Source organism: Arthrobacter rhizophilus (assembly GCF_026241105.1).
Lineage (GTDB): Bacteria > Actinomycetota > Actinomycetes > Actinomycetales > Micrococcaceae > Arthrobacter.
In genome coordinates, this window is record NZ_JAPFFT010000010.1 from 87292 (window position 1) to 113180 (window position 25889).

Annotated in this window: 28 protein-coding genes; 12 read left to right on the forward strand and 16 right to left on the reverse strand. The window is 63.8% G+C overall.

What is annotated here, in order from left to right; all coding sequences use genetic code 11:
* Window positions 1-149 precede the first annotated feature (149 nt).
* Window positions 150-1268 carry an alanine dehydrogenase gene (gene ald / locus OOZ51_RS10680; RefSeq protein WP_265979480.1) on the forward strand — a complete coding sequence of 373 codons (1119 nt, stop codon included), beginning with the start codon at window positions 150-152 and terminating at the stop codon, window positions 1266-1268.
* Between the two features lie 101 nt (window positions 1269-1369).
* Here ald and OOZ51_RS10685 read toward each other — a convergent pair whose 3' ends face one another.
* The 5 genes from OOZ51_RS10685 to OOZ51_RS10705 form a co-directional block, all read right to left on the reverse strand.
* A complete protein-coding gene (locus OOZ51_RS10685) occupies window positions 1370-2065 on the reverse strand; it encodes a superantigen-like protein SSL4 (RefSeq protein WP_265979481.1) in 696 nt (231 codons plus the stop codon).
* A complete protein-coding gene (locus tag OOZ51_RS10690) occupies window positions 2062-2613 on the reverse strand; it encodes an RNA polymerase sigma factor (RefSeq protein WP_265979482.1) in 552 nt (183 codons plus the stop codon). Before OOZ51_RS10690 ends, OOZ51_RS10685 begins: the two co-directional genes overlap by 4 nt.
* A 133-nt stretch (window positions 2614-2746) precedes the next feature.
* Window positions 2747-3403 carry a hypothetical protein gene (locus tag OOZ51_RS10695; protein ID WP_265979483.1) on the reverse strand — a complete coding sequence of 219 codons (657 nt, stop codon included), beginning with the start codon at window positions 3401-3403 and terminating at the stop codon, window positions 2747-2749.
* A 135-nt stretch (window positions 3404-3538) separates the two neighbouring features.
* Window positions 3539-4585, reverse strand: a complete 1047-nt coding sequence (locus OOZ51_RS10700; protein ID WP_265979485.1) for a Gfo/Idh/MocA family protein — start codon at window positions 4583-4585, stop codon at window positions 3539-3541.
* Window positions 4586-4627: 42 nt separating this feature from the next.
* Window positions 4628-5239, reverse strand: coding sequence for a TetR/AcrR family transcriptional regulator (locus tag OOZ51_RS10705; protein WP_265979486.1), 612 nt, complete (start codon window positions 5237-5239; stop codon window positions 4628-4630).
* Between the two features lie 124 nt (window positions 5240-5363).
* Here OOZ51_RS10705 and OOZ51_RS10710 point away from each other — a divergent pair, with 124 nt between their 5' ends.
* The 3 genes from OOZ51_RS10710 (at window position 5364) to OOZ51_RS10720 (ending at window position 7328) form a co-directional block, all read left to right on the forward strand.
* Complete coding sequence (locus OOZ51_RS10710; protein ID WP_265979487.1) at window positions 5364-5927, forward strand: NAD(P)H-dependent oxidoreductase; 564 nt, start codon at window positions 5364-5366, stop codon at window positions 5925-5927.
* Window positions 5928-5998: 71 nt separating this feature from the next.
* Entirely contained in the window at window positions 5999-6397 is a 399-nt protein-coding gene (locus OOZ51_RS10715; protein ID WP_265979489.1) for a DUF1801 domain-containing protein, read from the forward strand.
* Between the two features lie 103 nt (window positions 6398-6500).
* On the forward strand, window positions 6501-7328 hold the full coding sequence (locus tag OOZ51_RS10720) for a GerMN domain-containing protein (RefSeq protein WP_265979490.1): 828 nt from the start codon (window positions 6501-6503) through the stop codon (window positions 7326-7328).
* 8 nt (window positions 7329-7336) lie between these two features.
* Here OOZ51_RS10720 and OOZ51_RS10725 read toward each other — a convergent pair whose 3' ends face one another.
* Window positions 7337-8170 carry an isocitrate lyase/PEP mutase family protein gene (locus OOZ51_RS10725; RefSeq protein ID WP_265979491.1) on the reverse strand — a complete coding sequence of 278 codons (834 nt, stop codon included), beginning with the start codon at window positions 8168-8170 and terminating at the stop codon, window positions 7337-7339.
* A gap of 114 nt (window positions 8171-8284) precedes the next feature.
* Here OOZ51_RS10725 and OOZ51_RS10730 point away from each other — a divergent pair, with 114 nt between their 5' ends.
* From OOZ51_RS10730 to OOZ51_RS10740, 3 genes are all read left to right on the forward strand, one after another.
* The gene (locus OOZ51_RS10730; protein WP_265979493.1) at window positions 8285-9592 is read left to right on the forward strand and encodes an aminotransferase-like domain-containing protein; all 1308 of its coding nucleotides are present in this window, start codon (window positions 8285-8287) and stop codon (window positions 9590-9592) included.
* A complete protein-coding gene (locus tag OOZ51_RS10735) occupies window positions 9589-10017 on the forward strand; it encodes a universal stress protein (RefSeq protein ID WP_265979494.1) in 429 nt (142 codons plus the stop codon). Before OOZ51_RS10730 ends, OOZ51_RS10735 begins: the two co-directional genes overlap by 4 nt.
* A gap of 147 nt (window positions 10018-10164) precedes the next feature.
* Window positions 10165-10503 carry a hypothetical protein gene (locus OOZ51_RS10740; RefSeq protein WP_265979495.1) on the forward strand — a complete coding sequence of 113 codons (339 nt, stop codon included), beginning with the start codon at window positions 10165-10167 and terminating at the stop codon, window positions 10501-10503.
* On the opposite strand, the gene OOZ51_RS10745 is transcribed toward OOZ51_RS10740, so the two are convergent.
* The 5 genes from OOZ51_RS10745 to OOZ51_RS10765 all read right to left on the reverse strand — a co-directional run bounded on the left by OOZ51_RS10745 (window position 10500) and on the right by OOZ51_RS10765 (window position 16267).
* Complete coding sequence (locus OOZ51_RS10745) at window positions 10500-11066, reverse strand: phosphatase PAP2 family protein (RefSeq protein WP_265979557.1); 567 nt, start codon at window positions 11064-11066, stop codon at window positions 10500-10502. The two genes, OOZ51_RS10740 and OOZ51_RS10745, sit on opposite strands and share 4 nt — an antisense overlap.
* Before the next feature lie 124 nt (window positions 11067-11190).
* Window positions 11191-12753 (reverse strand): dihydrolipoamide acetyltransferase family protein, encoded by a 1563-nt coding sequence (locus OOZ51_RS10750; protein WP_265979496.1) that lies wholly within the window; start codon window positions 12751-12753, stop codon window positions 11191-11193.
* A 58-nt stretch (window positions 12754-12811) separates the two neighbouring features.
* Window positions 12812-13792, reverse strand: coding sequence for an alpha-ketoacid dehydrogenase subunit beta (locus OOZ51_RS10755; protein WP_265979497.1), 981 nt, complete (start codon window positions 13790-13792; stop codon window positions 12812-12814).
* Between the two features lie 3 nt (window positions 13793-13795).
* A complete protein-coding gene (pdhA, locus tag OOZ51_RS10760) occupies window positions 13796-15001 on the reverse strand; it encodes a pyruvate dehydrogenase (acetyl-transferring) E1 component subunit alpha (RefSeq protein WP_265979498.1) in 1206 nt (401 codons plus the stop codon).
* Window positions 15002-15148: 147 nt separating this feature from the next.
* Window positions 15149-16267 carry a histidinol-phosphate transaminase gene (locus tag OOZ51_RS10765; RefSeq protein ID WP_265979499.1) on the reverse strand — a complete coding sequence of 373 codons (1119 nt, stop codon included), beginning with the start codon at window positions 16265-16267 and terminating at the stop codon, window positions 15149-15151.
* A gap of 74 nt (window positions 16268-16341) precedes the next feature.
* Between OOZ51_RS10765 and OOZ51_RS10770 the strand changes: the two genes are divergently transcribed.
* Window positions 16342-16770, forward strand: a complete 429-nt coding sequence (locus OOZ51_RS10770) for a phage holin family protein (protein WP_265979500.1) — start codon at window positions 16342-16344, stop codon at window positions 16768-16770.
* A 33-nt stretch (window positions 16771-16803) separates the two neighbouring features.
* Here OOZ51_RS10770 and OOZ51_RS10775 read toward each other — a convergent pair whose 3' ends face one another.
* A complete protein-coding gene (locus OOZ51_RS10775; RefSeq protein ID WP_265979502.1) occupies window positions 16804-18267 on the reverse strand; it encodes an alpha/beta hydrolase family protein in 1464 nt (487 codons plus the stop codon).
* Window positions 18267-18575, reverse strand: coding sequence for a hypothetical protein (locus tag OOZ51_RS10780; protein ID WP_265979503.1), 309 nt, complete (start codon window positions 18573-18575; stop codon window positions 18267-18269). The genes OOZ51_RS10775 and OOZ51_RS10780 overlap by 1 nt, the downstream gene beginning before the upstream one ends.
* 195 nt (window positions 18576-18770) lie before the next feature.
* Here OOZ51_RS10780 and purB point away from each other — a divergent pair, with 195 nt between their 5' ends.
* From purB to OOZ51_RS10795, 3 genes are all read left to right on the forward strand, one after another.
* Window positions 18771-20213 carry an adenylosuccinate lyase gene (gene purB / locus OOZ51_RS10785; RefSeq protein WP_265979505.1) on the forward strand — a complete coding sequence of 481 codons (1443 nt, stop codon included), beginning with the start codon at window positions 18771-18773 and terminating at the stop codon, window positions 20211-20213.
* 271 nt (window positions 20214-20484) lie between these two features.
* Window positions 20485-21144, forward strand: coding sequence for a histidine phosphatase family protein (locus tag OOZ51_RS10790; protein ID WP_265979507.1), 660 nt, complete (start codon window positions 20485-20487; stop codon window positions 21142-21144).
* Window positions 21145-21267: 123 nt separating this feature from the next.
* Complete coding sequence (locus OOZ51_RS10795; RefSeq protein ID WP_265979508.1) at window positions 21268-21771, forward strand: GNAT family N-acetyltransferase; 504 nt, start codon at window positions 21268-21270, stop codon at window positions 21769-21771.
* A gap of 13 nt (window positions 21772-21784) precedes the next feature.
* On the opposite strand, the gene OOZ51_RS10800 is transcribed toward OOZ51_RS10795, so the two are convergent.
* Window positions 21785-22678 (reverse strand): cytochrome c oxidase assembly protein, encoded by an 894-nt coding sequence (locus OOZ51_RS10800; protein ID WP_265979510.1) that lies wholly within the window; start codon window positions 22676-22678, stop codon window positions 21785-21787.
* A gap of 226 nt (window positions 22679-22904) precedes the next feature.
* Between OOZ51_RS10800 and OOZ51_RS10805 the strand changes: the two genes are divergently transcribed.
* Window positions 22905-23339 (forward strand): acyl-CoA thioesterase, encoded by a 435-nt coding sequence (locus OOZ51_RS10805; protein WP_265979511.1) that lies wholly within the window; start codon window positions 22905-22907, stop codon window positions 23337-23339.
* Window positions 23340-24246: 907 nt separating this feature from the next.
* Here the strand turns inward: OOZ51_RS10805 and OOZ51_RS10810 are convergent.
* Window positions 24247-25083, reverse strand: coding sequence for an HpcH/HpaI aldolase family protein (locus OOZ51_RS10810; RefSeq protein ID WP_265979512.1), 837 nt, complete (start codon window positions 25081-25083; stop codon window positions 24247-24249).
* On the reverse strand, window positions 25068-25853 hold the full coding sequence (gene hpaH, locus OOZ51_RS10815; protein ID WP_265979513.1) for a 2-oxo-hept-4-ene-1,7-dioate hydratase: 786 nt from the start codon (window positions 25851-25853) through the stop codon (window positions 25068-25070). Before hpaH ends, OOZ51_RS10810 begins: the two co-directional genes overlap by 16 nt.
* Window positions 25854-25889 lie beyond the last annotated feature (36 nt).

Here is a 25889-nt window from a genome sequence, read left to right on the forward strand (position 1 = left end):
CTGGGAAGACAAAAACCCCGGAAATCCAGGGTAGTTCACCACGGCGGCCGTCGCCGTTCATGTCGCTTGGCTCACAGCGGATTTATTCTGGAATCACAGTCCCCCGCAGAGAATAAGGCCGTTGAAGCCTTTCGAACATGGAGCCCAAAATGATTATCGGTGTCCCCAAAGAGATCAAGAACAACGAATTCCGCGTTGCCATCACCGCCGCGGGGGTTCACGAGTTCCGCACCCATGGACACACCGTCCTGGTGGAGCGCGGCGCGGGCCTGGGCTCCGGCATCACGGACGAGGAATACGCGGTTGCCGGTGCTGAGATCGTGGCCGAAGCCGACGACGTCTGGGCACGCGCCGACATGGTCATGAAGGTCAAGGAACCCATCAAGGCCGAGTACCACCGCTTCCGCAAGGACCTCATCCTCTTCACCTACCTACACCTGGCCGCCGAGCCTGAGCTGACCCAGGAGCTCATCAATTCCGGTGTCACGGCAATCGCCTACGAAACCGTGCAGGATGGCCGCACCCTGCCCCTGCTTGCGCCGATGTCCGAGGTCGCTGGGCGACTGTCGGTCGTCGTGGGAGCCTCCTCCCTCATGGCACCGGCCGGCGGCAAGGGTGTGCTGCTGGGCGGCGTTCCGGGTGTCCGCCCGGCGAAGGTTGTTGTCCTCGGCGCCGGTGTTGCCGGAACCAACGCTGCTGCAATGGCTCTGGGCCTCGGTGCCGACGTCACCATCATGGACATCAACATCAACCGCCTGCGCGAACTGGACGCCCTTTACCAGGGCCGCCTGAAGACCGTCGCCTCCAACGCGTACGAGATCGAGAAGTCAGTCATCGACGCAGATCTCGTCATTGGCTCCGTGCTCATCCCGGGCGCCAAGGCTCCCAAGCTGGTCACCAACGAGCTGGTCTCCCGCATGAAGCCCGGCTCTGTCCTAGTGGACATCGCCGTGGACCAGGGAGGCTGCTTCGAGGACACCCACCCCACCACCCACCAGGAACCTACGTACAAGGTCCACAACTCGATCTTCTACTGCGTCGCCAACATGCCCGGCGCCGTTCCGAACACCTCCACCTACGCACTGACCAACGTCACCCTGCGTTATGGAGTGGCACTTGCCAACCTGGGCGTCAAGGCCGCCTTCGACCGCGACCCCGCCTTGGCTGCCGGCCTCAACATCGCCGGAGGCCACGTGGCTCACCACTCGGTTTCCGAGGCGCACAACCTGCCCCTCGTCGCCGACTGGCACAACCTGGTCTCGGCCTAGCTTTCCCCATCGGCTGCTCCGTAACTGTCGTTTTGAGCCTTCAGAACGACAGTTATGGAGCAATCGATCACCCTTAACGAGCCCGCAGGGGTTTAAGACCGTTACGGCTTGACCGGGTTGCCCGGGAGAATCTCCGAGGGGACAGGCTCAGGCAACGGCAGCGTCGGACCGGTGATAGCCGGCGTCGGGATCGTGACAGGATCCGGACCGCCCTTGGCAATGTCTCGAAGTCCCTCACGCGGATCCGACGGGGACCCGGCGGAGGGAGTGGCGCGTGGGGTTGGATGCGCGGTGCTGCTTGGAGCGTCGGGGCTGGTAGGCGTCGGCGTGGATGTCGCCGGAACACTTGTCTCGCGAGTGGGCATCGGCTCTGAACGCGTCCCCTGCTGTTGCGGAGCGTTGCCGCCCGATCCGGTCGCGAGTTGGGAGACGACCGATCCCACCACGGCACCCAAGTGTTCAATCGTGCCCGGAATGCCGCCGTCGGAGGCAGCCGCGGCGGTAGCGCCGGCGGCGAGGGAAGCCGCCACAGCAACAGCGGCGAAGGCCATGCGGCTCTTCTTGCGGCGACGAGCGGCCAATTCGTCAATGGGTGCGGCCGCGCCACCGGCAGATGCAGCGATGCCGCGCGCAGGCGCCATCAAGGCCTGGACTTCGGCTGACGGCTGCGGCCGGTTGTTTGCAAGGGCACGCAGTTCCAGCAGCTCGGCCCGGATCTCGTACGCTTCGTCGAGCCCGGCTTCAGCAAGCAGACGGTCGATGCCCTGCTCGCCGCAGGATGCGGATTTTTCGCTCATGATGTGCCATTCCTTAGTAGTGCACGTTCTCTCAGTGCACTCAATGCCCTGCGCTGCAACTGCTTCACGGCTCCTTGGGACTTGCCCATGATGTCCGCTGTTTCTTCCAACGACAGGTCCGCCACGACCCGTAAAGCCAAGACCTCGCGGTAGTCAGAGTTGAGGTCTGCCAGTAGCTCCGTCACGCCCAGCCCTTCCCCGTGCCCGAAGGCCTGATCCTCGGCCGACGGTGTACGCCGCGCGTCTAGATCGGGTTCATAGGGCGCAGCATCAGGAGTGCGCTCCCGCTTGCGGTAGTGATCCACCATTCGGGCGTGCGCGATGGAGAAAAGCAGGGTCTTGGCTCCCTGGAGGCCGCCGCGGAGGGAAGCCAGCTTTGGGTAGAGGGCCAGGAATACGTCCTGTGTGACTGCTTCCGGATCGTCTACGCCGCGGGCGCGCAGGTACCCAAAGACCGGTCCTGAAAAGTTGTTGTAGGCAGCCGTGAAGAGCAGTGCGGGATCGTCCTCGTCCGCCTGCAAATATTCATCAGCCAAAGGGTCAAGCACCCGCGACCCCTCCATCCCACGCAGCACGGTCACCGTCCCAGGCCTGGGAAATGACCGCTGCCGCCGTCTGTTGCTTCGCGGGGCTCCTTGTCATTCTGCCAAGGAGCCCCGCCGTTCAAGCGTAGCTGTCGCGTTACGGGCGGACAGAATCGGCCGGTACGTCCACGTGGGACGGCACCGCGGGAACAGCCGGTACAGCAGGAACGGCCGGTGCGGACGGCACTGCGGGAGCAGCGGGCGTCGCAGGCAGCGTAGCGGTACCTTCGGCGTCAGCCTTCGCGGACGCAGAACCGTCGGCGTTCAGTCCGGCAGCCTTGCCTTCGGTCACTACTGTTGCGCAGTGTGCCTTGACGTTGGCTTCGCCGCCGGCGGCGACTACCAAGGAGGAGTAACCGGGTACCTTGGCGTCACCCTTCAGGCCACCGTTGAGCAGCGCCGTGCAAAGGCCGAATGCCTCAGGCGCGGTGGCTTTGGCGGAATCGGCTGCTGCTGCGGCCTTGGACTTTGCGTTGTCCACGGAGTCAGTAGCCTTGGACTTCGCGGAGTCGACGGCGTCGGCTGCCTTGGACTTCGCGGTCTCGGACGCGTCAGCCGCCTTGGACTTAGCGGACTCGGCTGCATTGGAGGCGATGGGAGCCGGTGCTCCGACCAGCTCGTGGGCGCTCTGCTGGATTTCGGTGGGAAGCGCTCCGCTGAAGGCTGCGACGCCGGTTCCGCCAACCGCGACAGCTCCGGCTGCCAGAGCGCTAGCGGCGATTTTGCTGGTGGCAAGGACAGTGAACAAGGACATGGAACCCTCCGACAAACGTTTTTGGACTGCTCCGGCAGCGGCTTTGTCGCTGCCGGATGATCAGTGCGGACGTTGCCCACACTCCCCTTACATCGCTGGGGGCCCCGGAGAAGTTACGCCCGATCCAAAAAACTTTCAGGCGAGCGCCCTGGCCTGCTCAATCAGCTTGAGTACCTCGACTGGGCCGGCCGGATCCACCGGGAGCGGCAAAGCGGAGGCGGCGCCGCCGTCGTCGATCTTCTCGGCCAGGATCCCATAGAACTCCTGGTAGGCGCCGCGTTCCGTGGGAACCGTGATCCGCACGCCATCGATTTCCAGCGTGCCGTAGTACTGCGGATCGTCGACGCCGTAGCCGCCATCCGTGGGTAGCCCGCCCGCCAGGATGAACGGCTCCTGGGGATCGACTCCGTACTTCACGAAGCCGCCCTTGCTGCCCAAAATGCGGAAGCGTGGAGCGTGGAGTTGGCTGTTGACGTTCATGGCAACGTGGCTGATCACACCGGAAGCATGCTTCAGGACCAGGAAGACGTCGTCATCCGCCTTTTCTTGCGGCCGGCGCGCCAGGATTTCGGCGTGGGTGACCTCCGCAGGACCGAACATCTGCAGAGCGAGGTCCAGCAAATGGGTGCCAAGATCGAAAAGCAGCCCGCCGCCGTCGTCGGCTGTTGCACTTGCCTTCCACGCCTTGCTGATTTCGGGCGCCCAACGCTCCATTGACGCCTCGCAGCGCATGACCTCACCCAGCGTCCCGGCGTCGAGCAGCTTCTTCACGGTCAGCGCGTCGCCGTCCCAGCGGCGGTTTTGGTAGACCGTGAGCACGCGGCCCAGCCTCGCCGCCAGTTCGATCAGTTCCTGCCCTTGTGCGCTGGTCACTGCGAATGGTTTGTCCACGACGACGTCGAGCCCGGCTTCCAGGGCAGCCTTCGCGAGCGGGTGGTGCGTAGCCGGGGGCGTGCCGAGGATTACCAGGTCCAACTCTCCGGCAAACGAGAGGACGTCATCCGGACCGTCCACGATCCTCGTGCCGGGATACCGTTCTTCAGCTTTGGCCTTGCGGCCCGCATCCGAAGTAGCGATCACGTCAAGGGAATACGCGGGATTGGCTGCGATAAACGGCGCATGAAAAACGCTGCCGGAAAGGCCGTAGCCGACGACGGCGGTGCGGATCGGTGTGTGGGTCATGCCGCTACGCTACCGGGCCAAGACAGCCCGGCGAAGGTTTTGTCAGCAGTCTTTCAGCAGGCGCGTGACGAGCTCACGCCACGACTCGGCGAGGCGCTCCGGCGCGACGCCGTGGATCCGCAGGGAATGCAACATGCGCTCGGGATCCAGGGTGGCGCCGAGGGAAAGAGCCAGAAGCCAAGGATCGCGGTCCAGGCCCGCTTCCCGCAGCAGCATCTCAAGGTGCCGGTGCCACAATACGACTGGCGGGGCGTCGTGCCGGTTTTGCGGGGAATGCTCGGCCGCGGCGCGGGCCAGTTCGCCGTACTCTTCGACATACTTGATGCGCGCTTCGCCGAAGGCAATGAGGCGTTCAAGTGGAGGCGCACCAGGACCAAGAGGTGGCGGACCGAAGATGAACTGGCGTTGGAAGTCCGCCTCGGCGTCACTCAGGAGGGTCATCATGAGTCCTGCCCTGCTGCCAAAGCGGCGGAAAACCGTCCCTTTCCCGACGTCGGCCCGGCAGGCGAGCATGTCCATCGTAATGGCGTCCACTCCGTGTTCCGCCACGAGCTCCCTGGCAGCCTGTAGGAGCCGTTCGCGGTTGCGCGCGGCGTCGCTACGCTCCGAGGGTGCCCCTAGAGGCAACTCGGGCCGGATGGGGATGAGGCTCACAAAAAACATTCTAGCCTTGGGAATATAAACCGGACCGTAGTCCGTTTAGAACCTACGAAGGCAGAAAATGCCTCAGAAACCGAGCGCCTGCGGCACCGTCCGCGGCCAGACCCAAGGAGTTCCCATGTCCAAGAACACCGTTCTCGCCCTTGTTGGCAGCCTCCGCGCCGATTCCCACAACCGCAAGCTCGCCGAAGCCATCCAGCTCAACGCCCCGGAAAACGTTGACGTGCAGATCCACGGCTCCCTCGGCAACATCCCGTTCTACAACGAAGACATTGACGTCGAAGGCCAGGTCCCGGCCGAAGCCGCAGCCCTCCGCGCTGCCGCCGCCGAAGCCGACGCCATCCTGCTGGTCACCCCGGAGCACAACGGCACCATGCCGGCGTCCCTCAAGAACGCCATTGACTGGCTGTCCCGTCCGTTCGGCGCCGGTGCGCTGGCAGGCAAGCCGACCGCCGTCGTCGGTACCGCTTTTGGCCAGTTCGGTGGAGTCTGGGCACAGGACGAGGCCCGCAAGGCCGCTGGCATCGCCGGCGCCAAGGTTCTCGAAGACGTCAAGCTCGCCGTTCCGGGCTCCATGATCCGCTTCGCCGAACTGCACCCGAAGGACGACGCTGAGGTTGTTGAGCAGATCAAGGGCATCTTCGAGCCCCTGACGGCCGTCCGGGAAGAAGCCGCAGCCTAAGTCTCCCTGGTTCGCCCCCGTCCCGCCGTCGAGGCGTGGGCGGGGGCATTCTTTGTCGATACGATGGCGGCATGGCCGACTACAACCGCCACCGCGAAGTCGACGCCTACCTCGAGGTCCTCCCCGACTGGCAACACGCCATCGGCGAGCAACTGCGCGACCTCATCCACGAGGCCGAACCCGAAATCGTCGAAACGATCAAGCGCCGCACGCAGCCTTACTTCGTTCTCGATGGGAACGTCTGCGCACTGCTAGCGGCCAAGGACCACATCAATTTGTTCCTCTACGACGGCGCCATTGTTCCCGACCCGGACAACATCATCACCTCCGGGCACGAGAACAAGACCGCCCGTACGATCACCTTCCACCAGCACGATCTGATTCCGCGTGCACCTCTCACCGCCATGCTGCGGCAGATCGCGGCCAACAACCGCGCAGGCGGCTGGCGAAAGATCAAAGGCGCGGGTTAGCCGCACCGCTACCATTCCGTGACTGAGCTGAGGCCGAACCGTCATGGGCGGGGCGGCCTACACGCGGGCGGCCAGCCGTAACGTTGAGGTACAGGCACCAGAGGTGATCAGGGCAGGAGCGGGGGCTGTCATGCGGGTCAGGCGCGGCGTGGAATGCACGACGACGGCGATCGCCGCATTGTGCCTGTCGCTCGCGCTCTGCCTGGCTGGCTGCGCTTCCCCCGACGGCGGCCCTGCGGCCAGTTCGCCCTCCGTTTCGCAGGGCTACACTCCGGCGAGTCAGGCGCCCGTGGCCGGGCCGGTCCCCACGCCCCGCCCTGCGCCTCCTCCGTCCGTCAACGGGCCTCCCCTGGGTCCCCTAGCCACGTCCGGCCCAGCGAGCGGCACGTCCAAACCATCGGCGACGCAAAGCCAGACCCCAGGAACCGCAAAGACACCCAGCCCGGCCGCTTCGCCCCCGGGCGGGTCTTCTACGGCTTCAAGCAGCCCGAGTCCGCAGGCCCCGGCGCCCGTCCCGGCCGCCGTCGACTCGACCGGGAGCACCGTGTATTTCGTGGCAATCGGCGACGGCGGCAGCCGCGGCGTGCGGTTCGGCTGCGATGACAGCCTGGTGGCTTTGCAATTCAAAGGCCCCATAGGCGGCGACCCGCTCGCCGCGGCAATGGGGCAACTGCTCGCGCCTGATGACGCAGCAACCCGGGCAGGCTTGTACAACTCACTCTCGGGCTCCGCGCTGCGCTACGTTTCGGGCTACCTCGACGGATCCACCGCCGTCGTGAACCTGAGCGGCTCGCTTCGTCCCGGTGGCGTGTGCGACTACCCGCGGATCGAAACCCAGCTGACGCAGACCGCAGTGGCGGCTACGGGAGCATCCCAGGCCGCGATCTATATCGACGGGCGCCCCCTGGGGGACGTCCTGAGCTTGCGCTGAGGCCGGCTCTATCTCCCGCCGAAGAGCGCGTCCATGTCTGCGTAGCTCAGGGTTCCGGCGAGCCCTGACCAGTTCCCGTCGCCAAGAACTTCCATTGCGAGCCGGGAGACCGTCGCGTAAGCGGCCCTGGCAGTGCTGCCGCCGATGCTGATTCGCCGCACGCCGGCGTCGTGCAATTCTCCGGGCGACGGCGAACCCAAGCCGGCCAGCGCATTGAGCGGCACGCTGATCCGTCGGGAAAGTTCGTGAAGAATATGGAGGTCCGCCAACCCTGGTACGAATATTCCGTCCGCCCCGGCCTGCTGGTAGGCGTCCGCCCGCCGAAGCGTTTCCTCATATGCGGTGTCCGGAAACTTTCCAGACCAATAGGTGTCGGTGCGCGCATTGATGAACAGTCCAACGCCGGCGTCATCGGCTGCCTGCCTGATCACGGCGATGCGCCTGGACTGTTCCGCAATGTCGCTGAGCGGCTGTTCCGCTGAATCCTCGATGTTGATCCCGACGGCGCCCGCGTCCAGCACCGCTCGGACCGTGGTCCGGAGCTCTTCGTCAGTCCGTCCGTAGCCCGTCTCGATGTCGGCAGTCACCGGTAAGCGGGTGGCTTTTGCGATCCGTGACAGCGCTTCCATCGCGAGCTGCCGCGGCAGGTGGTCCCCGTCCTGGTACCCCAAGCTCCAAGAGACCGCCGAACTGGAGGTGGCCACCGCCGTCGCGCCTGCTTCCTCGACCATCAGCGCAGATGCGGCATCCCACGCGTTCACCAGAACCAAGGGCGCCTGTGGCACGGCGTGGAGCTCGTGGAAGCGGAGGGCCTTGGATTCGAGTTCGGGATGCATCATCATTGCTCTATTCCAGCCTGCCGGCAGCCGGACGTAAAGCGAATCGCACCCCGAATCGTGCAAATTGGATGAAACATCTGTTGCCTTGATGACAACTCCGGGGGGTATCCTGTCAATGTGACCCACGAAACACTGGATGCCGGGCCCGAGTTGCCCGCGGAAGCAATTGACGCAATCGAGCGAGCAGCAACTGCCGCCCACCGCCACGAGGGACTCTTCTCGGAGCGCGCCGCCAACATCAAGCAGTCCGCCGTGCGTGATGTCTTCGACATTTCAATGCGCCCGGGACTCGTCTCCCTCGCCGGCGGGAACCCTTACCTGCAGTCCCTCCCCCTCGAGAAGCTTGGCCAGACCGCCGCGCGCATCATCGCCGAAGAAGGCATGACGGCACTGCAGTACGGCGGCGGGCAGGGCACCGAGGAACTTCGCACCCAGATCTGCGAAATCATGGCTGCCGAAGGAATCACCGACGCCCGGCCGGAAAACGTCGTGATCACCGCAGGTTCCCAATCGGCCCAGGACGTTGCCACCAAGGTCTTCTGCAATCCGGGCGACGTCGTGCTCGTGGAAAACCCCACCTATGTGGGCGCCCTGAACACCTTCGAGGCCTATCAGGTCCAAGTTGAGACAGTGGACATGGACGACGACGGCCTGGTCCCGGAGCTGCTCGAAGCCAAGATCGCGGAGCTTCAGGCTGAGGGCAAGAACATCAAGTTCCTCTATACGATCCCCAACTTCAACAATCCTTCCGGCATCACCCTTGCTCCCGGACGCCGTCAGCGGATCGTAAATATATGCCGCAACGCGAATATCTTGATCCTCGAGGACAATCCGTACGGTCTTCTGCGTTTCGACGGCCACCCGTTGGCGCCGATGCGGGCAGCGAATGCGCATGACGTCATCTATATGGGGTCATTCTCCAAGATCTTCGCCCCGGGACTCCGGATCGGTTGGGCGCTTGTCCCCGAACACTTGCAGCGGCGCTTCTACCTGGCGTCGGAAGCCGTGACGTTGTGCCCTCCCACCCTGAATCAGATGATCATCTCGGCATATCTTCGGGACTACGACTGGCGCGGGCAGATTGAGACTTACCGGGCCCTCTACGAGGAACGCTGCAATGCCCTGCTCGTAGCGCTGGAAGAGCACATGCCGTCCGGCCTCAGCTGGACCAGGCCCGAGGGCGGTTTCTTCGTCTGGGTAACCTTGCCCGACGGCGTGGACACATACCCGCTACTCAAGAAGGCGATCGAGGCAGGGGTCGTGTTCATCCCCGGCGCGGCGTTCACGCACTCGGACGAACCGTCCAACAAACTGAGATTGGCCTTCAGCGCAGTGCCACCTGAGTCGATTGCCGAAGGCGTCCGCCGTTTGGCACCAGTACTGCGCGGGGCGATCGACACCATCAACAAAGGAGTTACATCATGAGCGGAATCGTAGTGGTCGGCGTAGACGGCAGTGAGACCGCGATGAGGGCAGCCGAGGCAGCCAGGGACCTCGCGGTCGCTTTGGGAGCCAGCCTTCGCGTCTTGACAGCATTCGACAGCGACCGCACCGAGGTCTTTGAAAGCGGCAGCGACCGGTGGATCGTCTCGGACGCCGACGACGCCGAGAAGGTTGCCCGCGGAGTTGCCGGCAAGCTCAACAGTGACCAGCTTGAAATCACCTACACAGCAGCACGCGGCAAGCCCGGAGAAGCCTTGATCCGCGAGGCCGAACGCGTCGGGGCGCGCTTGATCGTCGTCGGCAACCGTCGCATGCAAGGACTGGCACGCGTACTTGGCAGCGTTGCCAACACGGTGGCCCACAATGCTCCGTGCGACGTCTACATCGCCAAGACGGACGAGCCCTAAGCCGTAGCCAGGCATTAGACGGGGATCACGCGATGTGGTGGGCGGTCTCACCCCGATTTGGGCCGGACGGCTAGGATGCCGCCGGTAAAATTGGATTGGCCCCAAAGGCGCGAGCCGCCCATCACATCAACCCGTAGGGGATCCCTTTTGCTTACTCTGCAGCCGCGCCAGCGCGTCGGACACGACATTCTGCTCGCCCGCCACGGCAACCACATCAGCTCCATGCGCTTCGACCGCGCGAATGATCGCATCGTGGCACTTCTTGACGACGGCTCCGTAGACAGCGCTCCGAACATGATTTCCCCGGTGCTGCAGATGCCGGAGACGTTCCGCAGCATCATGCGTTCCGACTGGCAGTTGTTGCTTGTGGTTAGTTCCGCCATGTTGGCTGTTGGCGCCCTGGCCATGGTGCTGTCGTTTGGAATGATCGGCGGCATGAGCGACCAGCAATTGCGCGATCTCGCGGTCAGCTACACGTCTTACTAGATCAGCCAACCCCGCAGGACCCACCAAAGGCCCGCGATGACCACTCCGCCGAACAACGAACCGGCGATGACCTGGCCGCGAGTATGGTCCCCCAGCACCACCCGGGACCAGCCGACGGCGGGCACCAGAAACAGTAGCGGTAGCCACGCCGGTCCGAACATCAGCCCCGCAATGACTGCGGCAGCGGAGATTGCCGAGGCATGACCGCTCATCTTCCACACGAGGCTGACCGCGGCCAACGCCACGATCCCGCCAATCAGGGCAAGGATCATCACTGAGACGCTGGTCGGGGCGTGGATGAGGTTAAGTACGAGCAGTCCTAAGACCACTGACCCGAGCGCGAGCATCAGCACGCGAGCACGCTCCTCGCGATCGCTGACGTGGTGGTCACTCAGTTTGCCGAGCCTCACCAGGACCAACACATAGGCCAGCGGCAGTACGCACACAAAGAGTGCCCCAAGGACCCCGAACCATATTGTCCCCGGGAAACCCGGTTCCACCACTGGGCTGATGAGCAGCAAGATGGACACCACGACAGGCGGCTGGAAGACCTCGGTCAGGATCCGCGCAACGCGCTGCCACCCTCCCCCAGCGCCGCGCTGCCCTCCGTCAACGCCGCGCTGCCCTCCGTCAACGCCGCGCTGCCCTCCGTCAACGCCGCGTTGCCGTCCCCCAACGCCGCGTTGCTCAGTCAAGCAGCAGCGCCGGCTCTTCGAGGATGGATGCGACGTCGGCCATGAAGCGGGCGGAGAGGTCCCCGTCCACCACCCGGTGGTCGAACGAGCCGCCCAGCGTCGTGATCCAGCGAGGGATGACTTCGCCATCCAGCACCCAAGGCTTTTGCTTGATGGTGCCGAATGCGACGATCGCCACCTCGCCCGGGTTGATGATGGGCGTTCCGGTGTCGATGCCCAAGGCGCCGACGTTGGTGATAGTCAGAGAGCCACCCTGCATCTGCGCAGGCTGGGTCTTGCCCGCTCGCGCCGTACCGGCTAGCTCGTTGAGCGCGAGGGCCAGTTCCTTGAGGGAAAGGTCCTGGGCATCCTTGATGTTCGGCACCATAAGCCCGCGCGGAGTGGCGGCCGCAATACCGAGGTTCATGTAGTGCTTGACGTGGATCTCGGCGTTGCCCTTGCCGTCGGCGTTCTCCACCCAGGTCGCGTTGACGCTCGGGTTGCGGGCCGCGGCCCAGATGACAGCCTTGGAGAGGATCAACAGCGGCGACACCTTGATGCCCTCAAAGTCCCTGGAGGCCTTGAGGCGCTTAACGAATTCCATGGTGCGGCTGGCATCGACGTCCACGAAGATACTCACGTGCGGCGCCGTGAAGGCCGACTCCACCATGGCCTTGGCTGTTGCCTTACGGACGCCCTTCACGGGAATCCGTTCCACACGCTGATCCTGCGGTTTCTTGGACGCACCCCAGAACGTGTCGGCCTGGTCCACCTCGGCATCGCGCTGCGCCTGGTAGCTGACCAAATCCTCGCGAGTCACTTCACCGCGGGCCCCCGTGGGAACGACATCGGCCAAGTCAATGCCCAGTTCGCGGGCGATCTTGCGCACCGGAGGCTTGGCCAAGACGCGGTTGACGATGCCGCTGACGGTTGCACCAAGGCCCGTGAGGCCCGGCGCCTGGTTCGTTTCTCCCTGGGTCGCGGCCGGGGACTGCTCGACGGCGGGCGCCGGCGCTGCGGGCTCGACGGTGCGGGCCGGCGCCGACTGCTCGTCTGCGAGTATCGCAGAGGCGGTGGGCGCAGCCGAGGCGGCCGGAGCAACGGAGGCGACGACTTCCGGGCGCTTACGCGGGCGGCGTTTGACGGCGTCGGCCTTCGGACCGGAGCCCACCAGCGGACCGCCCGCCGGACCGCCGTCGGACGTTCCGGGGTCCTCGGGCAGCTTGCCGTACATCGAGGCCTCGAAGACTTGTTCGGCGGCAGGAGTGGCGGGAGCCGCAGGCGGTGCGGCGAGCGGCGCAGCGGGTGCCGATGCGGGCGCTGCCTCATCCGGGGCATTGTCCGAGATGCCGATAATCGCGGTTCCTACTTCAACCGTGATCCCCTCAGGGACGAGCAATTCCGCCACCGTGCCTGCGTATGGGGACGGCAATTCCACGAGGGACTTGGCGGTCTCGATCTCGCAAATAACGTCGTTGATAGCCACGGTGTCCCCGGGTTTGACCTTCCAGGAGACAATTTCTGCCTCGGTCAGGCCTTCGCCGACATCCGGCAGGTTGAATTTCTTAACAGTCACTTAGGGTCCTCGATTTCGGCTGGCCCGTCCGCGTGGCGGAGGGTGCAATCAGGGGCGGCTAGTAGGCCAGGGAACGGTCCAAGGCTTCAAGGATCTTGTCGATGTCCGGCAAGTAGTCCTCTTCAACCTTGGCCACGGGATACGGCATGTGGAAACCGCCCACCCGGATGACCGGGGCCTCAAGGTGCAGGAATGCACGCTCACTGATCCGCGCAGCGATCTCGCCGCCGATACCACCGAACGTCGGGGCCTCGTGCGCAACGATTAGGCGGCCGGTCTTCTTGACAGAAGCCGTGACGGTGTCGAAGTCGATGGGGGAAATCGAGCGGAGATCGATCACTTCAATGCTGTGTCCGTCCTCTTCCGCCGCTGCTGCGGCGGCCAGGGCAACGGGAACCAGCGGACCGTACGCCACGATGGTGGCGTCGGAACCTTCGCGTAGGACGTGCGCCTGGAACGGGTCCGACGCCGGTCCTGGGTTTTCGGTGTCCACCTCGCCTTTGAGCCAGTAGCGGCGCTTGGGTTCGAAGAAGATCACCGGGTCCGTGCAGTCGACGGCTTGCTGGATCATCCAGTAGGCGTCGTGTGCGTTGGATGGGGTGATGATGCGCAGACCCGCAGTGTGGGCGAACAAGGCCTCCGGCGATTCTGAGTGATGTTCGATCGAGCCAATGCCGCCGCCGTAGGGGATGCGGATGACCACGGGAACGGTCAGTTTGCCGCCGCTGCGGGAGTGCATCTTGGCCAGCTGGGTGGTGATCTGGTTGAAGCCGGGGAAGACGAAACCATCGAACTGGATTTCGCAGATGGGACGGTAGCCGCGCAAGGCAAGGCCAATCGCGGTGCCGACGATGCCGGACTCTGCCAGGGGGGTGTCAACTACCCGGTCTGCGCCGAAGTCCCTGATAAGTCCGTCAGTCACGCGATAGACGCCGCCCAGCGGCCCGATGTCTTCGCCCATGAGCAGGGACTTCGGGTTGTTGGTGAGCGAGGCACGCAGGCCTTCGTTGATGGCCTTGGCAATGGTCATGGTGGTCATCAGTTACTTGCCTCCGTCTTCGTGGTCGCCTTCGAATCCGGCGGAGTATTCCTCGAACCAGGCAAGTTCCTCGGCCACCAGCGGGTGCGGCTCGGCATAGACTCCGGTGAATGACTCGCGGAAGTTAGGGCCTTTTAAGTTTTGGGTGGTGCTGCGGACGTGGGCTGCGAGCTTGTCTCCGTCGACCCTGACTTGCTCAAAGAAAGCTTCGTCGGCCAGGCCCTCGTTGCGAAGGTACTTCTCCAGGCGATCCAGCGGATCCTTGCCGCGCCACGCCTGTTCTTCGGCGGATTCGCGGTACTTGGTGGGGTCGTCCGCCGTTGTGTGTGCGCCGACGCGATATGTATATGCCTCAATGAGCACAGGACCGCGGCCTTCGCGTGCATGCTCAAGGGCCCATTCGGTGACTGCATGGACTGCGATGACGTCGTTACCGTCCACTCGGATGCCCGGGAAGCCGTATCCCTTGGCCCGGTTGAAAAGGGGAACCTTGGTCTGAACCTCAGTGGGGACCGAGATGGCCCAGTGGTTGTTCTGGCAGAAGAACACCACCGGAGCGTTGTAGGACGCCGCGAAGACCATGGATTCATGGACGTCGCCTTCGGAGCTTGCGCCGTCGCCGAAGTAAGCCACGACAGCAGCTTTCGGGTCATTGGAACCGTTGGCTTCTGCGGATTTCTGGTCTCGCTGGATTCCCATGGCATAGCCAACTGAATGCAGCGTCTGGGCCGCCAGCACCAGGGTATAGAGATGGAAGTTGTTCTCAGTGGGATCCCAGCCGCCATTGGAAATTCCGCGGAACAGCTTCAGGAGTTCGGCCAGATCCACGTCGCGGGTCAACGCAACGCCATGCTCACGGTACGTGGGGAAGATGTAGTCCTGCCGCTGGGTGGCCCGTCCGGAGCCGATCTGGGCGGCTTCCTGACCGGTCAGGGGGACCCAAAGGGCCAGCTCGCCTTGCCGCTGGAGAGCGGTGGCCTCCTGGTCGAAGCGGCGGACCTTGGCCATGTCGGCGTAGAAACCCCGTAGCTGCTCCGGCTCAAGACGCTTGGCGTAGTCCGAGAAGACAGGATCGGTTCCTAGCTTGCCGTCCGGCCCCAGCAGCTGGATCATGTCGGCTGCTGGATCGCTGGAAGCGCCTCCCGCAGGAGACTGCAGGTCCAGTCCCGTTCCGTTGATCCCGGGGGTGGGCAATTGAGTTGCGCCCATTCCGTCTCCTTGCCTGCTTCAGCCCGACGCTGAGCAAATATTTTCGCTGATATATGCCGATTCCGGAATGCATTCCGGAATCGGCATATCTTGGCTTTCGTCCCTTACTTTATCCGCAGTAAGGGACGCAGGGGCATTTGTTAACCGCTAGGAAGCCAGCGGCGCTTTTGTATAGGACGCACAGAGCTCCAGGAACCGGGTGTTGGCCTCAACCTCTCCGATGCTGACCCGGACACCTTCGTTGCCGAAGGCACGCACGGACAACGCCCGTTCGCCAGCCAGTGCGGCGAATTCGGCGCTGTTCTCTCCCAGATTCAACCAGACGAAGTTGCCCTGGGCCTCAGGGACGAACCATCCCAACTCCCGGAGCCCGGCGGTCACCCGGTCCCGCTCATCAACCAGGCTTTGTACCCTTTCAACAACCTGGTCGAAATTCTGCAAGGAGGTAATAGCGGCGCGTTCAGCAATCTGTGACACCGCAAATGGCGTGGCCGCGACTCGCAGATGCTGGGTGAGATCCGGACCGGCAACGCTGTATCCAACGCGCAGCCCTGCAAGGCCGTGAGCCTTGGAGAACGTTCGGAGGACAACCACATTGGGGTACTTGCGGTACAGCTTGATGCCGTCCACGGCGTTCTGGTCACGAACGAACTCCTGGTAGGCCTCATCGATGACGACAACCACGCCAGCGGGCACCGACTGGATGAACCGCTCCGTTTCCTCCGCAGTGAGGATGGGGCCTGTGGGGTTGTTGGGCGTGCAAAGCAAAATCACCTTGGTGCGGACGGTGACAGCAGCTGCCATGGCCTCGAGGTCGTGGCGTCCATCGGAAAGCAAAGGGATCTGGACACTCTCAGCACCGGCCAATCCCACGCAGATGGGATAGGCCTCGAAGGAGCGCCAAGCGTAGATGACCTCATCGGCTTTGCCGTCGTGGTTCTGTCCTGCAAACGTGGAAAGAATCTGGTTCAGGGCTCCGAGGCTTCCGGCTCCCGTGACGACGTCGTCCGCGGGGATGCTTAGAAATTCAGCGAGCGCCGTGCGCAGCTTGGTGGAGAGGGGGTCCGGGTACCGGTTGATGTCAGACTGATCGGCAATGGCCCGGAGCACCGCGGGGATCGGGGGCAACGGGTTTTCGTTGGAAGACAGTTTGTAACTGGTCAGGCCTTCTATGGCTGAGGGAGGCTTGCCTGCCGCATATTTGGGGAGCCTGTCCACAACCGGGCGGGGATGCACGCCCTCCGGTGCGTTGTCAGAAGAATTCATGGCACCAGCCTACTTGTAGGCATTCGGGACGTGAGGGTGGGCTTTCCGGCCGGCGCATGTGAAAGCATGGGCGCATGGGTTCATTCATTGTGCGTGTCCTGATCAACGGGCTGGCCCTCTGGGTTGCCAGCTGGATTCTGCCTGGGATGGATATTTCCACCTCGGCAACCACCAACGCAGTCAACAACGCGGGGGTCACACAAGGCAGCGATACCTTGGGCGTGGTTCTTGCCTATCTCTTCATAGGGCTCATTTTTGGCATCGTTAATGCCTTTGTGCGGCCGTTGGTCAAGCTACTCTCCCTTCCAATCACAATCCTGACTCTCGGCTTATTCACCATTGTCATCAACGCCGCCATGCTGTCGCTGACAGCTTGGCTGAGTAGCTACACGCCGGTACACCTCACCATCGATAGCTTCTTCTGGACCGCGGTTCTCGCCGCTATCATCATCAGCCTGATCTCGGTCGTGGCTAGCTGGATTCCGGGCGCTAACAGACGCTAGGAAGACTTGAGGCAGCCTGTTCGCACAGCTTCCTCACCGTGCTCCCGATCCGGAGCGGAAATCTGACGGGACGGGCGGCTGGACCCTCGGAGCGGGCATCGATGGGGAGGGCACAGGGACCTGGGGAACCGGAACCCGTGCAGGCTGGGGAGCTTCACGAACCAATTTGAACTTGCTGACCTTGGCCATGCCGCCAGCGCCCAGTATCCCGCCAAGAGTGGCTGTGGACGCCGCTAGGGAAGGATCGGAACTAAGCTGCACCAGCTTCGCCCCTTCCCCGTAGTGCGAGAGCTTGTGTGCCGGACCCAGGCGGCCTGGGTCTTCCCCTGGGGCCAGGCTCGGCGGATTGGTCATGGTGACCGTGACCCTGTCCTTGGTATCAGCATTGGCTTTGCCGTCAGCACCTGGCACCCAATCGTCTTTGTGCTCCAAGTGCAAGCTGCCTGTACCCGCTTGCGGCGTGATTCCCCCGACAGGCGATCCTGCCGTCACGACAAACTTGAGGTCGTACTCGGCGAGGAACGCCTTGTCCTTACTCAGGTTCATTGCATGGACCCCGCCCTGGCTGTGGCCCACCGCCACCACCGACTCGCCCGCAACCGCACCTGCCTCGCGCAACGCCTGACCCATGGCCTTGCTGGTTTCCGCCGACTCGTAGCCCAGCGCTTCGGCAATACCGGCCTCATCCAATGGATTGCTACCCCCGGGCGGATTGCCCGGTTGAGTACCCGGAATCAACACCACCCATGCCCGTTCTCCGCCCTTATCTACTTGCGCTACTTCAATTTCGCCCTCCGAACCAGCTGAGACGTGGTCTAGCTCCCGGAGCAATCCTGAAGCCGACAGGTCCATGCTTTTCGTGGTGGTCTCCCCTCGGCTGACGCTAATGGGACGTGGCCTCAGGAACGCCAACCCAGGGGTCGCTACGATGGCTCTCAAAACGGCGCCGACGTCGGTGGGGCCAACCATGGCCCCCGCAAGGTTGGCCACCACCGGGGGCAACCCCATCATCAATTCCAATATCCGGGTCAAATCCCGGACGACTCCTTCCGTTGCGCCCCGCCAGCCAAGGTCAAGGGGGTCGGGACCGGTCCCGAGGACTGGCATTCCCAAGCCCATTCGAAGACGGATCGCCGCATGTGATTCCGCAAACTCATATTCGCGATGGCTTGCCCTGACATCGTTGCCAATCCGCTGAAGCTGCTCACGGACCCGCCCGATGTCCCGGCCACTTTCCCCGACGGCAATGATGGCGTTGCTTCCGCTTGTGTAGGAGGAGGCTTGATGTGGAAAGAGAGCCGCCCGCACTGCCTCGGCCTCGGTTTCGATAGCCTGCAGTTGGTGCACGAGCCCGTCCAGCGCGGTTGCGCCAGCAAGAAGCTCCTCGAATTGGAAATTGATTCCGCCGACACCGCCGCGAATACGCAGTGGGCCGTCCGGTTCGGGTGCTTTGGGGCGGGGCGACCCACCCCCGCCGACGGGAGCGATCTCGACCATCAGAAGCCTGGCCGGCCACTCAATGCCACACTCTGGGAATGCCGAAGAGTCACCGCGGCTGCCTCGCGCAAGGCATCACGCCCCCTTCGGAGGGACGCAGCCTGGAAGGCGACAGTTGTCCTATAGGCACGGCCTGCGGGCGACTCCCAGCGGTCCAGTTGCAGCTGCGCCAGCTTGGCAAGCACGGCGTCGGCCCGGTCTGCACAGACGGTCATCCGCCATCCGAGCTGCTGGACCTCCGCTCCACGCGAAACACATTGCCGGGAATCCAGATCCGGTCCCCCAGCCGCCACCTGAATGACGCTCATGACGTAGTCCTCCTGTAGGTACAAGTTGATGTCGTGGCATCGACGCTACGTTGAGCTCCGCTGAGTGCGGAACCGCCTTGGTGGGCTATGTGGACAAACTGCCGGAAACATGGCTATGGAGGGGAAGCAGAGTGGTTTTGCACATAGAGAAGTACCGCTTAATGACGCAGAGCGAGTTCGTGAAAGAATTGCCTCATGCCTGAAACCGTCGCCGCCGCTGTTACCCGTACGCCCTCTGGACGCCTGGCCCTTGCCGCGTCGCCGGAGCCGATCGCCCTTGGCCCGCTGGACGGCCGGTACCAGTCCGCCGTCGCTCCCCTGGTCGACTACCTTTCCGAGGCCGCCCTCAACCGCGACCGTGTGGCCGTCGAGGTCGAGTGGCTCATCCACCTGACTAATAACAATGTGCTCCCTGGCGCCGGCCCCCTGGCCCCCGAACAGCAGGAGAAGCTGCGCGGCATCGTCACCGATTTCGACGCCGCTTCGGTCACGGAACTCGCCGAAATCGAAGCAGTCACGGTCCACGACGTCAAGGCTGTTGAGTACTACATCGGCCGTCGCCTTCCGGCGATCGGTATCGAGAACCTGACCGCAATGGTGCACTTTGGCTGTACCTCGGAGGACATCAACAACCTCTCCTACGCCTTGGGCGTCAAGGGCGCCGTGGAGGATGTCTGGCTCCCGGCGGCCAGCGCCTTGGTGAAGCAGATCGAAGCGATGGCCGAGGAAAACCGCGCCGTCCCCATGCTTTCCCGCACGCACGGCCAGCCCGCCACACCCACCACCCTGGGCAAGGAACTGGCAGTCGTCGCGCATCGCCTGAACCGCCAGCTGGACCGCGTTTCCAAGACCCAATACCTGGGGAAGATCAACGGGGCTACCGGTACGTACGCGGCACACGTCGCTTCCGTTCCGGGCGCCGACTGGCAGGCCGTAGCCCAGTCCTTCGTTGAAGGCTTGGGCCTGACCTGGAACCCGTTGACCACCCAGATCGAGAGCCACGATTGGCAGGCTGAACTCTACGCCGACGTTGCGCGCTTCAACCGCATCCTGCACAACGTCTGCACGGACATCTGGAGCTACATCTCCATCGGATACTTCCGCCAGATCCCGGTCGCAGGCGCCACCGGGTCCTCCACCATGCCGCACAAGGTCAACCCGATCCGCTTCGAAAACGCCGAGGCCAACCTTGAGATCTCCAACGGGCTGCTGGACACTCTGGGCGCCACCCTGGTTACTTCCCGGTGGCAGCGAGACCTCACGGACTCTTCCTCGCAGCGCAACATCGGCGTCGCATTCGGGCACTCGCTGCTTGCAATCTCAAACGTCGCCAAGGGACTGAAAGCCCTGGACGTTGCCGAGGAGGTACTGGCGGCCGATCTCGACACAAACTGGGAAGTCCTGGGCGAAGCCATCCAGATGGTCATGCGGGCGGAGGCCATCGCCGGCGTTGAGGGAATGGAGAACCCGTACGAGCGTCTCAAGGATCTCACCCGCGGCCAGCGTGTCGACGCTGCCCGTATGCAGGAGTTCGTCTCCGGTCTGGGGCTCTCCCCCGAGGCCGAGGCGCGGCTGCTGGCCCTGACTCCGGGAAGGTACACGGGTATCGCCAATCAACTTGTGGACCACCTGAAGTAGGACGCAGCACTGCGGAAGAGGTGGCAACCGTTCGACGGCGGGCCAGGGCACGGAGCTCTTGCCCACCGTCAGCGCCGACTCCGGACGCTCGCGGGTCCGGACGCTCGCGGGTCCGGACGCCTGCGCCGGTCGCTCGCCCGCTGCGCTGCCGACCGAACGAGCGGCGTGTCGGCCCGGCGCCTAGGTGCCGGGCCTGATTGGCTGAAAGTCACCGGGTCGCAACGCCGCGTGGACCCGGCATTTCCGAATCGACTGTTAGGACTGTGTCAGCATGAGGCTCTTGCTTATCCGCCACGGGCAAACCCCCGGAAACGTCTTGGGCCAATTGGACACGGCGTTTCCCGGTCCGGGGCTGACTGAACTCGGCGAACGTCAAGCTGCCGCACTCCCGGCATCCCTTGCCAACGAAGACATTACGGCCATCTATGCGTCCACCTTGATCCGCACCCAACTGACCGCCGCCCCACTCGCCAAAGCCCTGGGACTCGAGACCACCGTGTTGGAGGGTCTGCAGGAGATCGAGGCGGGTGCTTTGGAGAAGCTCACCGACCACGAATCGCACCACCGGTACATGAGCACGGTTTTTGCCTGGACCGACGGCGAATTGGACGTCCGCATGCCAGGAGCGGGTGACGGTCACGAGTTCTTCGCCCGCTACGACGCAGCCATCGCCAAGGTGGCGGCGGCGGGCGACGAGACCGCCGTCGTGGTCAGCCACGGTGCGGCGATCCGTTGCTGGGCCGGGCGCCGCGCAGTCGATGTCGGCCGCGATTTCGCCGCCACCCACCAGTTGCAGAACACCGGAATCGTGGTGCTCGAAGGCGACCCGGAGAGTGGCTGGCGCCTGCAGCATTGGGACCAAAGCCCTGTGGGCGGACTTGCCTTGGCCGACCGGACAGCGGAGGATCCCACGGGCGACGCCCTCGAATAACGCCTGTCTTAAGATCGGCCCAGCGCGCGGCATTTCTCCGGACGCTTACGCGGAGGAAACACTGCGGTAACCCCCGCTTCTTAGGCTTGATTTGCATAACCCCCTTCGGCGAAAGAGGTTCCGATGCAGACCAATCCGCGGCTCAACATCAAACAGGTCACCTGGGCCAACCCCGTGGGTGCAGACCTCCGCGCCGCCCAGCAAGCGGAACTGGACTCGCGATTCGGCAACTCAGACCACGAGCCCGGACCCGCACCATCGGAAGCGGATACTGCCGTTTTCGTGGTGGCTTACGAAAAGTGCTCTGGACAGCCCCTGGGTTGCGGCGGTCTGCGGATCTTGGACGCCGAGACTGCGGAAATCAAACGCCTCTACGTTGTCCCGTACGCCAGGGGGTCGGGAGTGGCGAGCTCCATCCTGGCCGCGCTGGAAGCGCAAGCGCACTCCCACGGCTTCAGCGTGATCACAGCGGAAGCGGGATCGGCCCAATCGGATGGTCGCAGCTTCTACGAAAGCGCCGGCTTCGCCGCAGTGCCCAACTTCGGTCCGTACATCGGCGTCAGCCACTCGCAGTGCTACGCGAAGCCGATCGATTCGCATAGCGCATCGCACACCGCGATGGCCTAAGGGCCGCCCCGGATCAATCCAAGCTGCGTCCGCCCTGGCCCAGATGTGCCCGATTCAGGGCTTCAATTTCTTCATCGCTCAGGTCGTCGAAGCTCTTGGCCTCGTGTTTGTCGCTACGGGAGAACCGGACAAACATCAGGATGATGAGGGGAAGGTCCACGATCTCCGCGAGGAACCACATCAGGTCCCCGGCGAGTTGCTGGTCGCGCAGCGGTGAGGGGAACCAACCTGGTTGATTGCCCAAAACTGACGTGGCGCCGTCGAGAATTCCCGGGCTGAGCCGCATCAGGACGCCCGGCACGGCGTCGGCGAGCAGCTCGATGAATACGAAGATGAACTCGACCACAATGAGCGATCCGGTGCGTCCTGCACCGTCTTCCATGATCGGGACCGTCATGAGGAGGCCCATGACAGGCACCAGCAAAGTCAGGATGATGTCGGCGGCCGGGTTGGTCCGGAGCACATAGAACAGCGGGGTCAGGAACACCGTGAACATGGCGAGCCCCAGAAGCGCCGCCACGAGTGTGTTACTGAGCATCCGGACCAGCCTGTGCCGGAGAATCGCCTCCACCCGTTCTGCACCCCCCGGACCCAGGGTCTGCCTTGCCAGCGTCAGCGGCTTTCCCAGGCCAATCAACAATGGGACCACGAACAGATAAGACGTCACTTTGAGGGTGAAAGCCCACCGCAGGTCGTGGCTGTAGGTGCCCGGGAATCCAAAGCTGAGGGCAGCGAAACTACCGAGGCCAAGGGCAAAGAAGGCAAAGGAGTTCCACAAAGGCCACCGGATCTCCCGGCGCTTGGCGGCAACCAGGCCCTTTGAATACAGGATGACGGCGGCAACAAGAATGACCAAGGCGGGCCAGTTCATTGACCAGGCGCCCAGCACAACGTCCAACGGTGGCATAGTCAGCGGTTCCAGCCGGAAGGCCGGGCGGTGAGCCCAGCACTACGGTGGGTCTTGTCAATCTTCATGGTGTTCCTCCAGCGCGTTCCCGGTCTGCCGCATGGTGCGCGAATCGGCGTGTTGTGTTGTGCCCTGACCCGGGTGCACCCTATCCATGTTACGGAGTCCCGCGAAGCATGGCACGCCGTACAAGACGCGGGGGCCCGGCCTCGGCTAATCTCGCATTATGGAAAAGGCTGACATCACGTTCCGGACCCGCAAATGGATACGTCCGGAGGACCTCAACGCCAACGGCACTCTGTTCGGTGGAAGCCTGCTGAAATGGATCGACGAGGAAGCGGCAATCTACGCGATCCTCCAGCTTGGAAACGGCCGCGCCGTCACCAAGTACATCTCCGAAATCAACTTCGTGAGCTCAGCCGTCCAAGGCGATCTCGTGGAAATGGGCCTGACGGCAGTCCGCTTCGGCCGGACCTCACTGACCATGCGGGCGGAGGTGCGCAACATGATCACTCGCGAGAGCATCCTGACCATCGAGGAAATCGTCTTCGTCAACCTCGGGCACGACGGCCGGCCGGAACCGCACGGCTACACGGAAATCACCTACGACCGCGACCGCATCCCCACGCACCACCTGACGCAAGCGCTCCACCAGGACTGAGGGCCCGACGTCGGGCCCTCCAAAAAGCTTGCCAGGAACCAGGTCGCGCGTCGCCCTTCTCGTTGACACTCCCGGAAAACGGGTGCTGGCGGCCGCGAAATTCGTGGCCGCCAGCTTGTATTTCCGGTGACGGGAGTGGTGTCACCGGAACTTTTGGAGCGCCCGGGACCGGGCGCGGCGCCTCGGGCGAAGCCGCGGTTAGCGCCGGTCGAATCAATAAGGGGCACTTATGACGCTTGTGCTATCTGACGTTGTTTCGCCTCCTTGGCAGCCCATATAGGTTCTTCCCATGCACTTTTCTTATGGGATCACCCGGTATTGATATTTCCGCGGGCCAGCCCAGACCGCGCCGCTAGCTCGTCATCGCCTCTTTCTTTGCCGGAGGCGTCCTGCAGCTAAACAGTTCCTGCGTTCCTGTTTTCCTGGCGATGAGCACCGTCAATGCGCGGGCTGACGTTGAAATCGGTTCAAAGTGTTGGATCGATCGCGCACCAACGTTCCAGATGCGCTTCAAGCCCAGCACACGGTCGTGCTCATCCGTGGCAACCAAGGACGGACTTCCCTGCCCTGCCACGGGCCTGCGTTTCCAGCACAGACTGACTACCGTCGCGTGCTCCCAGAATTCCACGGCAGTCACGAAGAATTCGCGCCCCTCATCATCTCGGAACAGCCCGGACTGCGGGACGTAAACCGCCCGAAGATCGTACTCCGGGAGGCCTGAACGCCTTGCAGCCGGCGGTTGGGCAGGTGCTGCAGTTTGTTGAGGATTGACATCTGGTTGCGCGACCACGGCATGCTCCATTGAAATTGCGGACGGCCCCTCCTCGGCCGCCCTCCGAGCGGCCTCGGGATATCCAATGTAGCTCCGTCCAAGGACCTCCGGAAGAGTGCCGACTACCTACTTAGTTCAGTAGCTCGACGGCGTGTCACCTGTCCCGCCAAAGGGCGCTCCGCCGTCGGGCGTTGCCGGAATGAACTTGTGCGCGAGTGCTTCGGTACCGCGCGCCAGCAGCGAGACATCGGCGCCGACCAGCACAAAGGACGCGCCCGCGGCCATGTACCCCCGCGCCGTGCCTTCGTTGAAGGCGTTAACGCCTGCCGGCTTGCCCGCCGTCCTCGCCGCGGAAAGGCAGTGCTCGACGGCGGCGCGCACCTTCGGGTGTTCCTGCTGTCCCAGCAGGCCCATGGAAGCGGCGAGGTCGGAGGGACCGACGAAGATGGCGTCGACGCCGTCGACCGCCAGAATGTGCTCCACCGCCGCGACGGCGGCCTCGGTTTCGATCTGGACCGTCACGCTGACCGTCTCCGAGGCGCGGGTGAGGTAGTCCGGGATGCGGTTCCAGCGCGAGGCGCGGGCCAAGGCCGAGCCGACGCCCCGCACGCCATGCGGCGGGTAGCGGACAGCAGCCACCGCAGCTTGCGCCTCCAAAGCCGTGTTGACCATGGGGATGAGAAGGTCCTGCACGCCCAGGTCCAAGTATTGCTTGAGCAGCACGGTGTCGTTGGCCGGAGGGCGGACCACGGCCTGGACGGGGTAGCCGCGGACTGCCTGCAGTTGGGCGAGGATGGATTCAAGGCCGTTGGGGCTGTGCTCGGCGTCGATCAGGAGCCAATCCAAGCCGGCCCCGGCGCACAGTTCGGCGATCAGCGGGCTGCCGGAACACACCCACATCCCGGCGAGGGGCCGGTCCGCGGAGGCCAAGGCTTGACGGAACGTGCGGTCTGGTTCTACTCGAACCGGCATGTGACAACTCCCAAGGGTCCGTAGTCGGCGTGGACGGTATCGCCTTTGTACACCCAGAGCGGGCGGGTGAAGGAGCCGGCGAGGATGATCTCCCCGGCCTTCAGCCCGTCACCGTGCGGGGCGATCTTGTTGGCGAGCCAGTGCACGCCGTTCGCGGGATGGTCCAGGACGCCCGCGGCGACGCCGGTTTCCTCCACGGTCTGGTTCTTGTAGAGGATCGCTGAGACCCAGCGGAGGTCGACGGCGTCCGGCTTCACGGGGTTGCCGCCGATCACCATGGCACCCATGGCTGCGTTGTCCGAAATGGTGTCCACGATGGTCCGGCCCTCCATCTCGATCCTTGAATCCAGGATCTCGAGGGCCGGAACCACGTAGTCGGTGGCGTTCAGGACGTCGAAGATGGTGCAGCCGGGTCCGGCGAGGTCCTTCTTCAGCACGAAGGCCAGCTCCACCTCCACCCTTGGGTGGGTGTACTGGTCCCATGCCACGGAGCATCCCGTTTCCAGGACCATGTCGTCAAAGATGGCGCCATAGTCGGGTTCGGTGATGCCCGTGGCGGCCTGCATGGCCTTGGACGTCAGCCCGATCTTGCGGCCTACCAGCTTCCGGCCGGCCTCCTCGTTCCGGCGGCGCCATAACTGCTGCACGGCGTAGGAATCCTCCATCGTCATGTCCGGGTAGCGGGCAGTCAGGCGCGGAATCGGGGTCCGGGACCTGCCGGCCTCCAGTAGTTCGTCCGCAATCGCTTCTATCGTCTTCGGGTCAAGCATCTCCACACTCCGTTCGGGCATCCTGCGGTCAGCATA

Coding starts and splice junctions, on each gene's coding strand:
- ald (WP_265979480.1), top strand. CDS start 150: ATGATTATCGGTGTCCCCAAAGAGATCAAGAACAACGAATTCCGCGTT.
- OOZ51_RS10685 (WP_265979481.1), bottom strand. CDS start 2,065: ATGAGCGAAAAATCCGCATCCTGCGGCGAGCAGGGCATCGACCGTCTG.
- OOZ51_RS10695 (WP_265979483.1), bottom strand. CDS start 3,403: ATGTCCTTGTTCACTGTCCTTGCCACCAGCAAAATCGCCGCTAGCGCT.
- OOZ51_RS10700 (WP_265979485.1), bottom strand. CDS start 4,585: ATGACCCACACACCGATCCGCACCGCCGTCGTCGGCTACGGCCTTTCC.
- OOZ51_RS10710 (WP_265979487.1), top strand. CDS start 5,364: ATGTCCAAGAACACCGTTCTCGCCCTTGTTGGCAGCCTCCGCGCCGAT.
- OOZ51_RS10715 (WP_265979489.1), top strand. CDS start 5,999: ATGGCCGACTACAACCGCCACCGCGAAGTCGACGCCTACCTCGAGGTC.
- OOZ51_RS10725 (WP_265979491.1), bottom strand. CDS start 8,170: ATGATGATGCATCCCGAACTCGAATCCAAGGCCCTCCGCTTCCACGAG.
- OOZ51_RS10735 (WP_265979494.1), top strand. CDS start 9,589: ATGAGCGGAATCGTAGTGGTCGGCGTAGACGGCAGTGAGACCGCGATG.
- OOZ51_RS10755 (WP_265979497.1), bottom strand. CDS start 13,792: ATGACCACCATGACCATTGCCAAGGCCATCAACGAAGGCCTGCGTGCC.
- pdhA (WP_265979498.1), bottom strand. CDS start 15,001: ATGGGCGCAACTCAATTGCCCACCCCCGGGATCAACGGAACGGGACTG.
- OOZ51_RS10765 (WP_265979499.1), bottom strand. CDS start 16,267: ATGAATTCTTCTGACAACGCACCGGAGGGCGTGCATCCCCGCCCGGTT.
- OOZ51_RS10770 (WP_265979500.1), top strand. CDS start 16,342: ATGGGTTCATTCATTGTGCGTGTCCTGATCAACGGGCTGGCCCTCTGG.
- OOZ51_RS10775 (WP_265979502.1), bottom strand. CDS start 18,267: ATGGTCGAGATCGCTCCCGTCGGCGGGGGTGGGTCGCCCCGCCCCAAA.
- OOZ51_RS10780 (WP_265979503.1), bottom strand. CDS start 18,575: ATGAGCGTCATTCAGGTGGCGGCTGGGGGACCGGATCTGGATTCCCGG.
- purB (WP_265979505.1), top strand. CDS start 18,771: ATGCCTGAAACCGTCGCCGCCGCTGTTACCCGTACGCCCTCTGGACGC.
- OOZ51_RS10790 (WP_265979507.1), top strand. CDS start 20,485: ATGAGGCTCTTGCTTATCCGCCACGGGCAAACCCCCGGAAACGTCTTG.
- OOZ51_RS10795 (WP_265979508.1), top strand. CDS start 21,268: ATGCAGACCAATCCGCGGCTCAACATCAAACAGGTCACCTGGGCCAAC.
- OOZ51_RS10800 (WP_265979510.1), bottom strand. CDS start 22,678: ATGCCACCGTTGGACGTTGTGCTGGGCGCCTGGTCAATGAACTGGCCC.
- OOZ51_RS10805 (WP_265979511.1), top strand. CDS start 22,905: ATGGAAAAGGCTGACATCACGTTCCGGACCCGCAAATGGATACGTCCG.
- OOZ51_RS10810 (WP_265979512.1), bottom strand. CDS start 25,083: ATGCCGGTTCGAGTAGAACCAGACCGCACGTTCCGTCAAGCCTTGGCC.
- hpaH (WP_265979513.1), bottom strand. CDS start 25,853: ATGCTTGACCCGAAGACGATAGAAGCGATTGCGGACGAACTACTGGAG.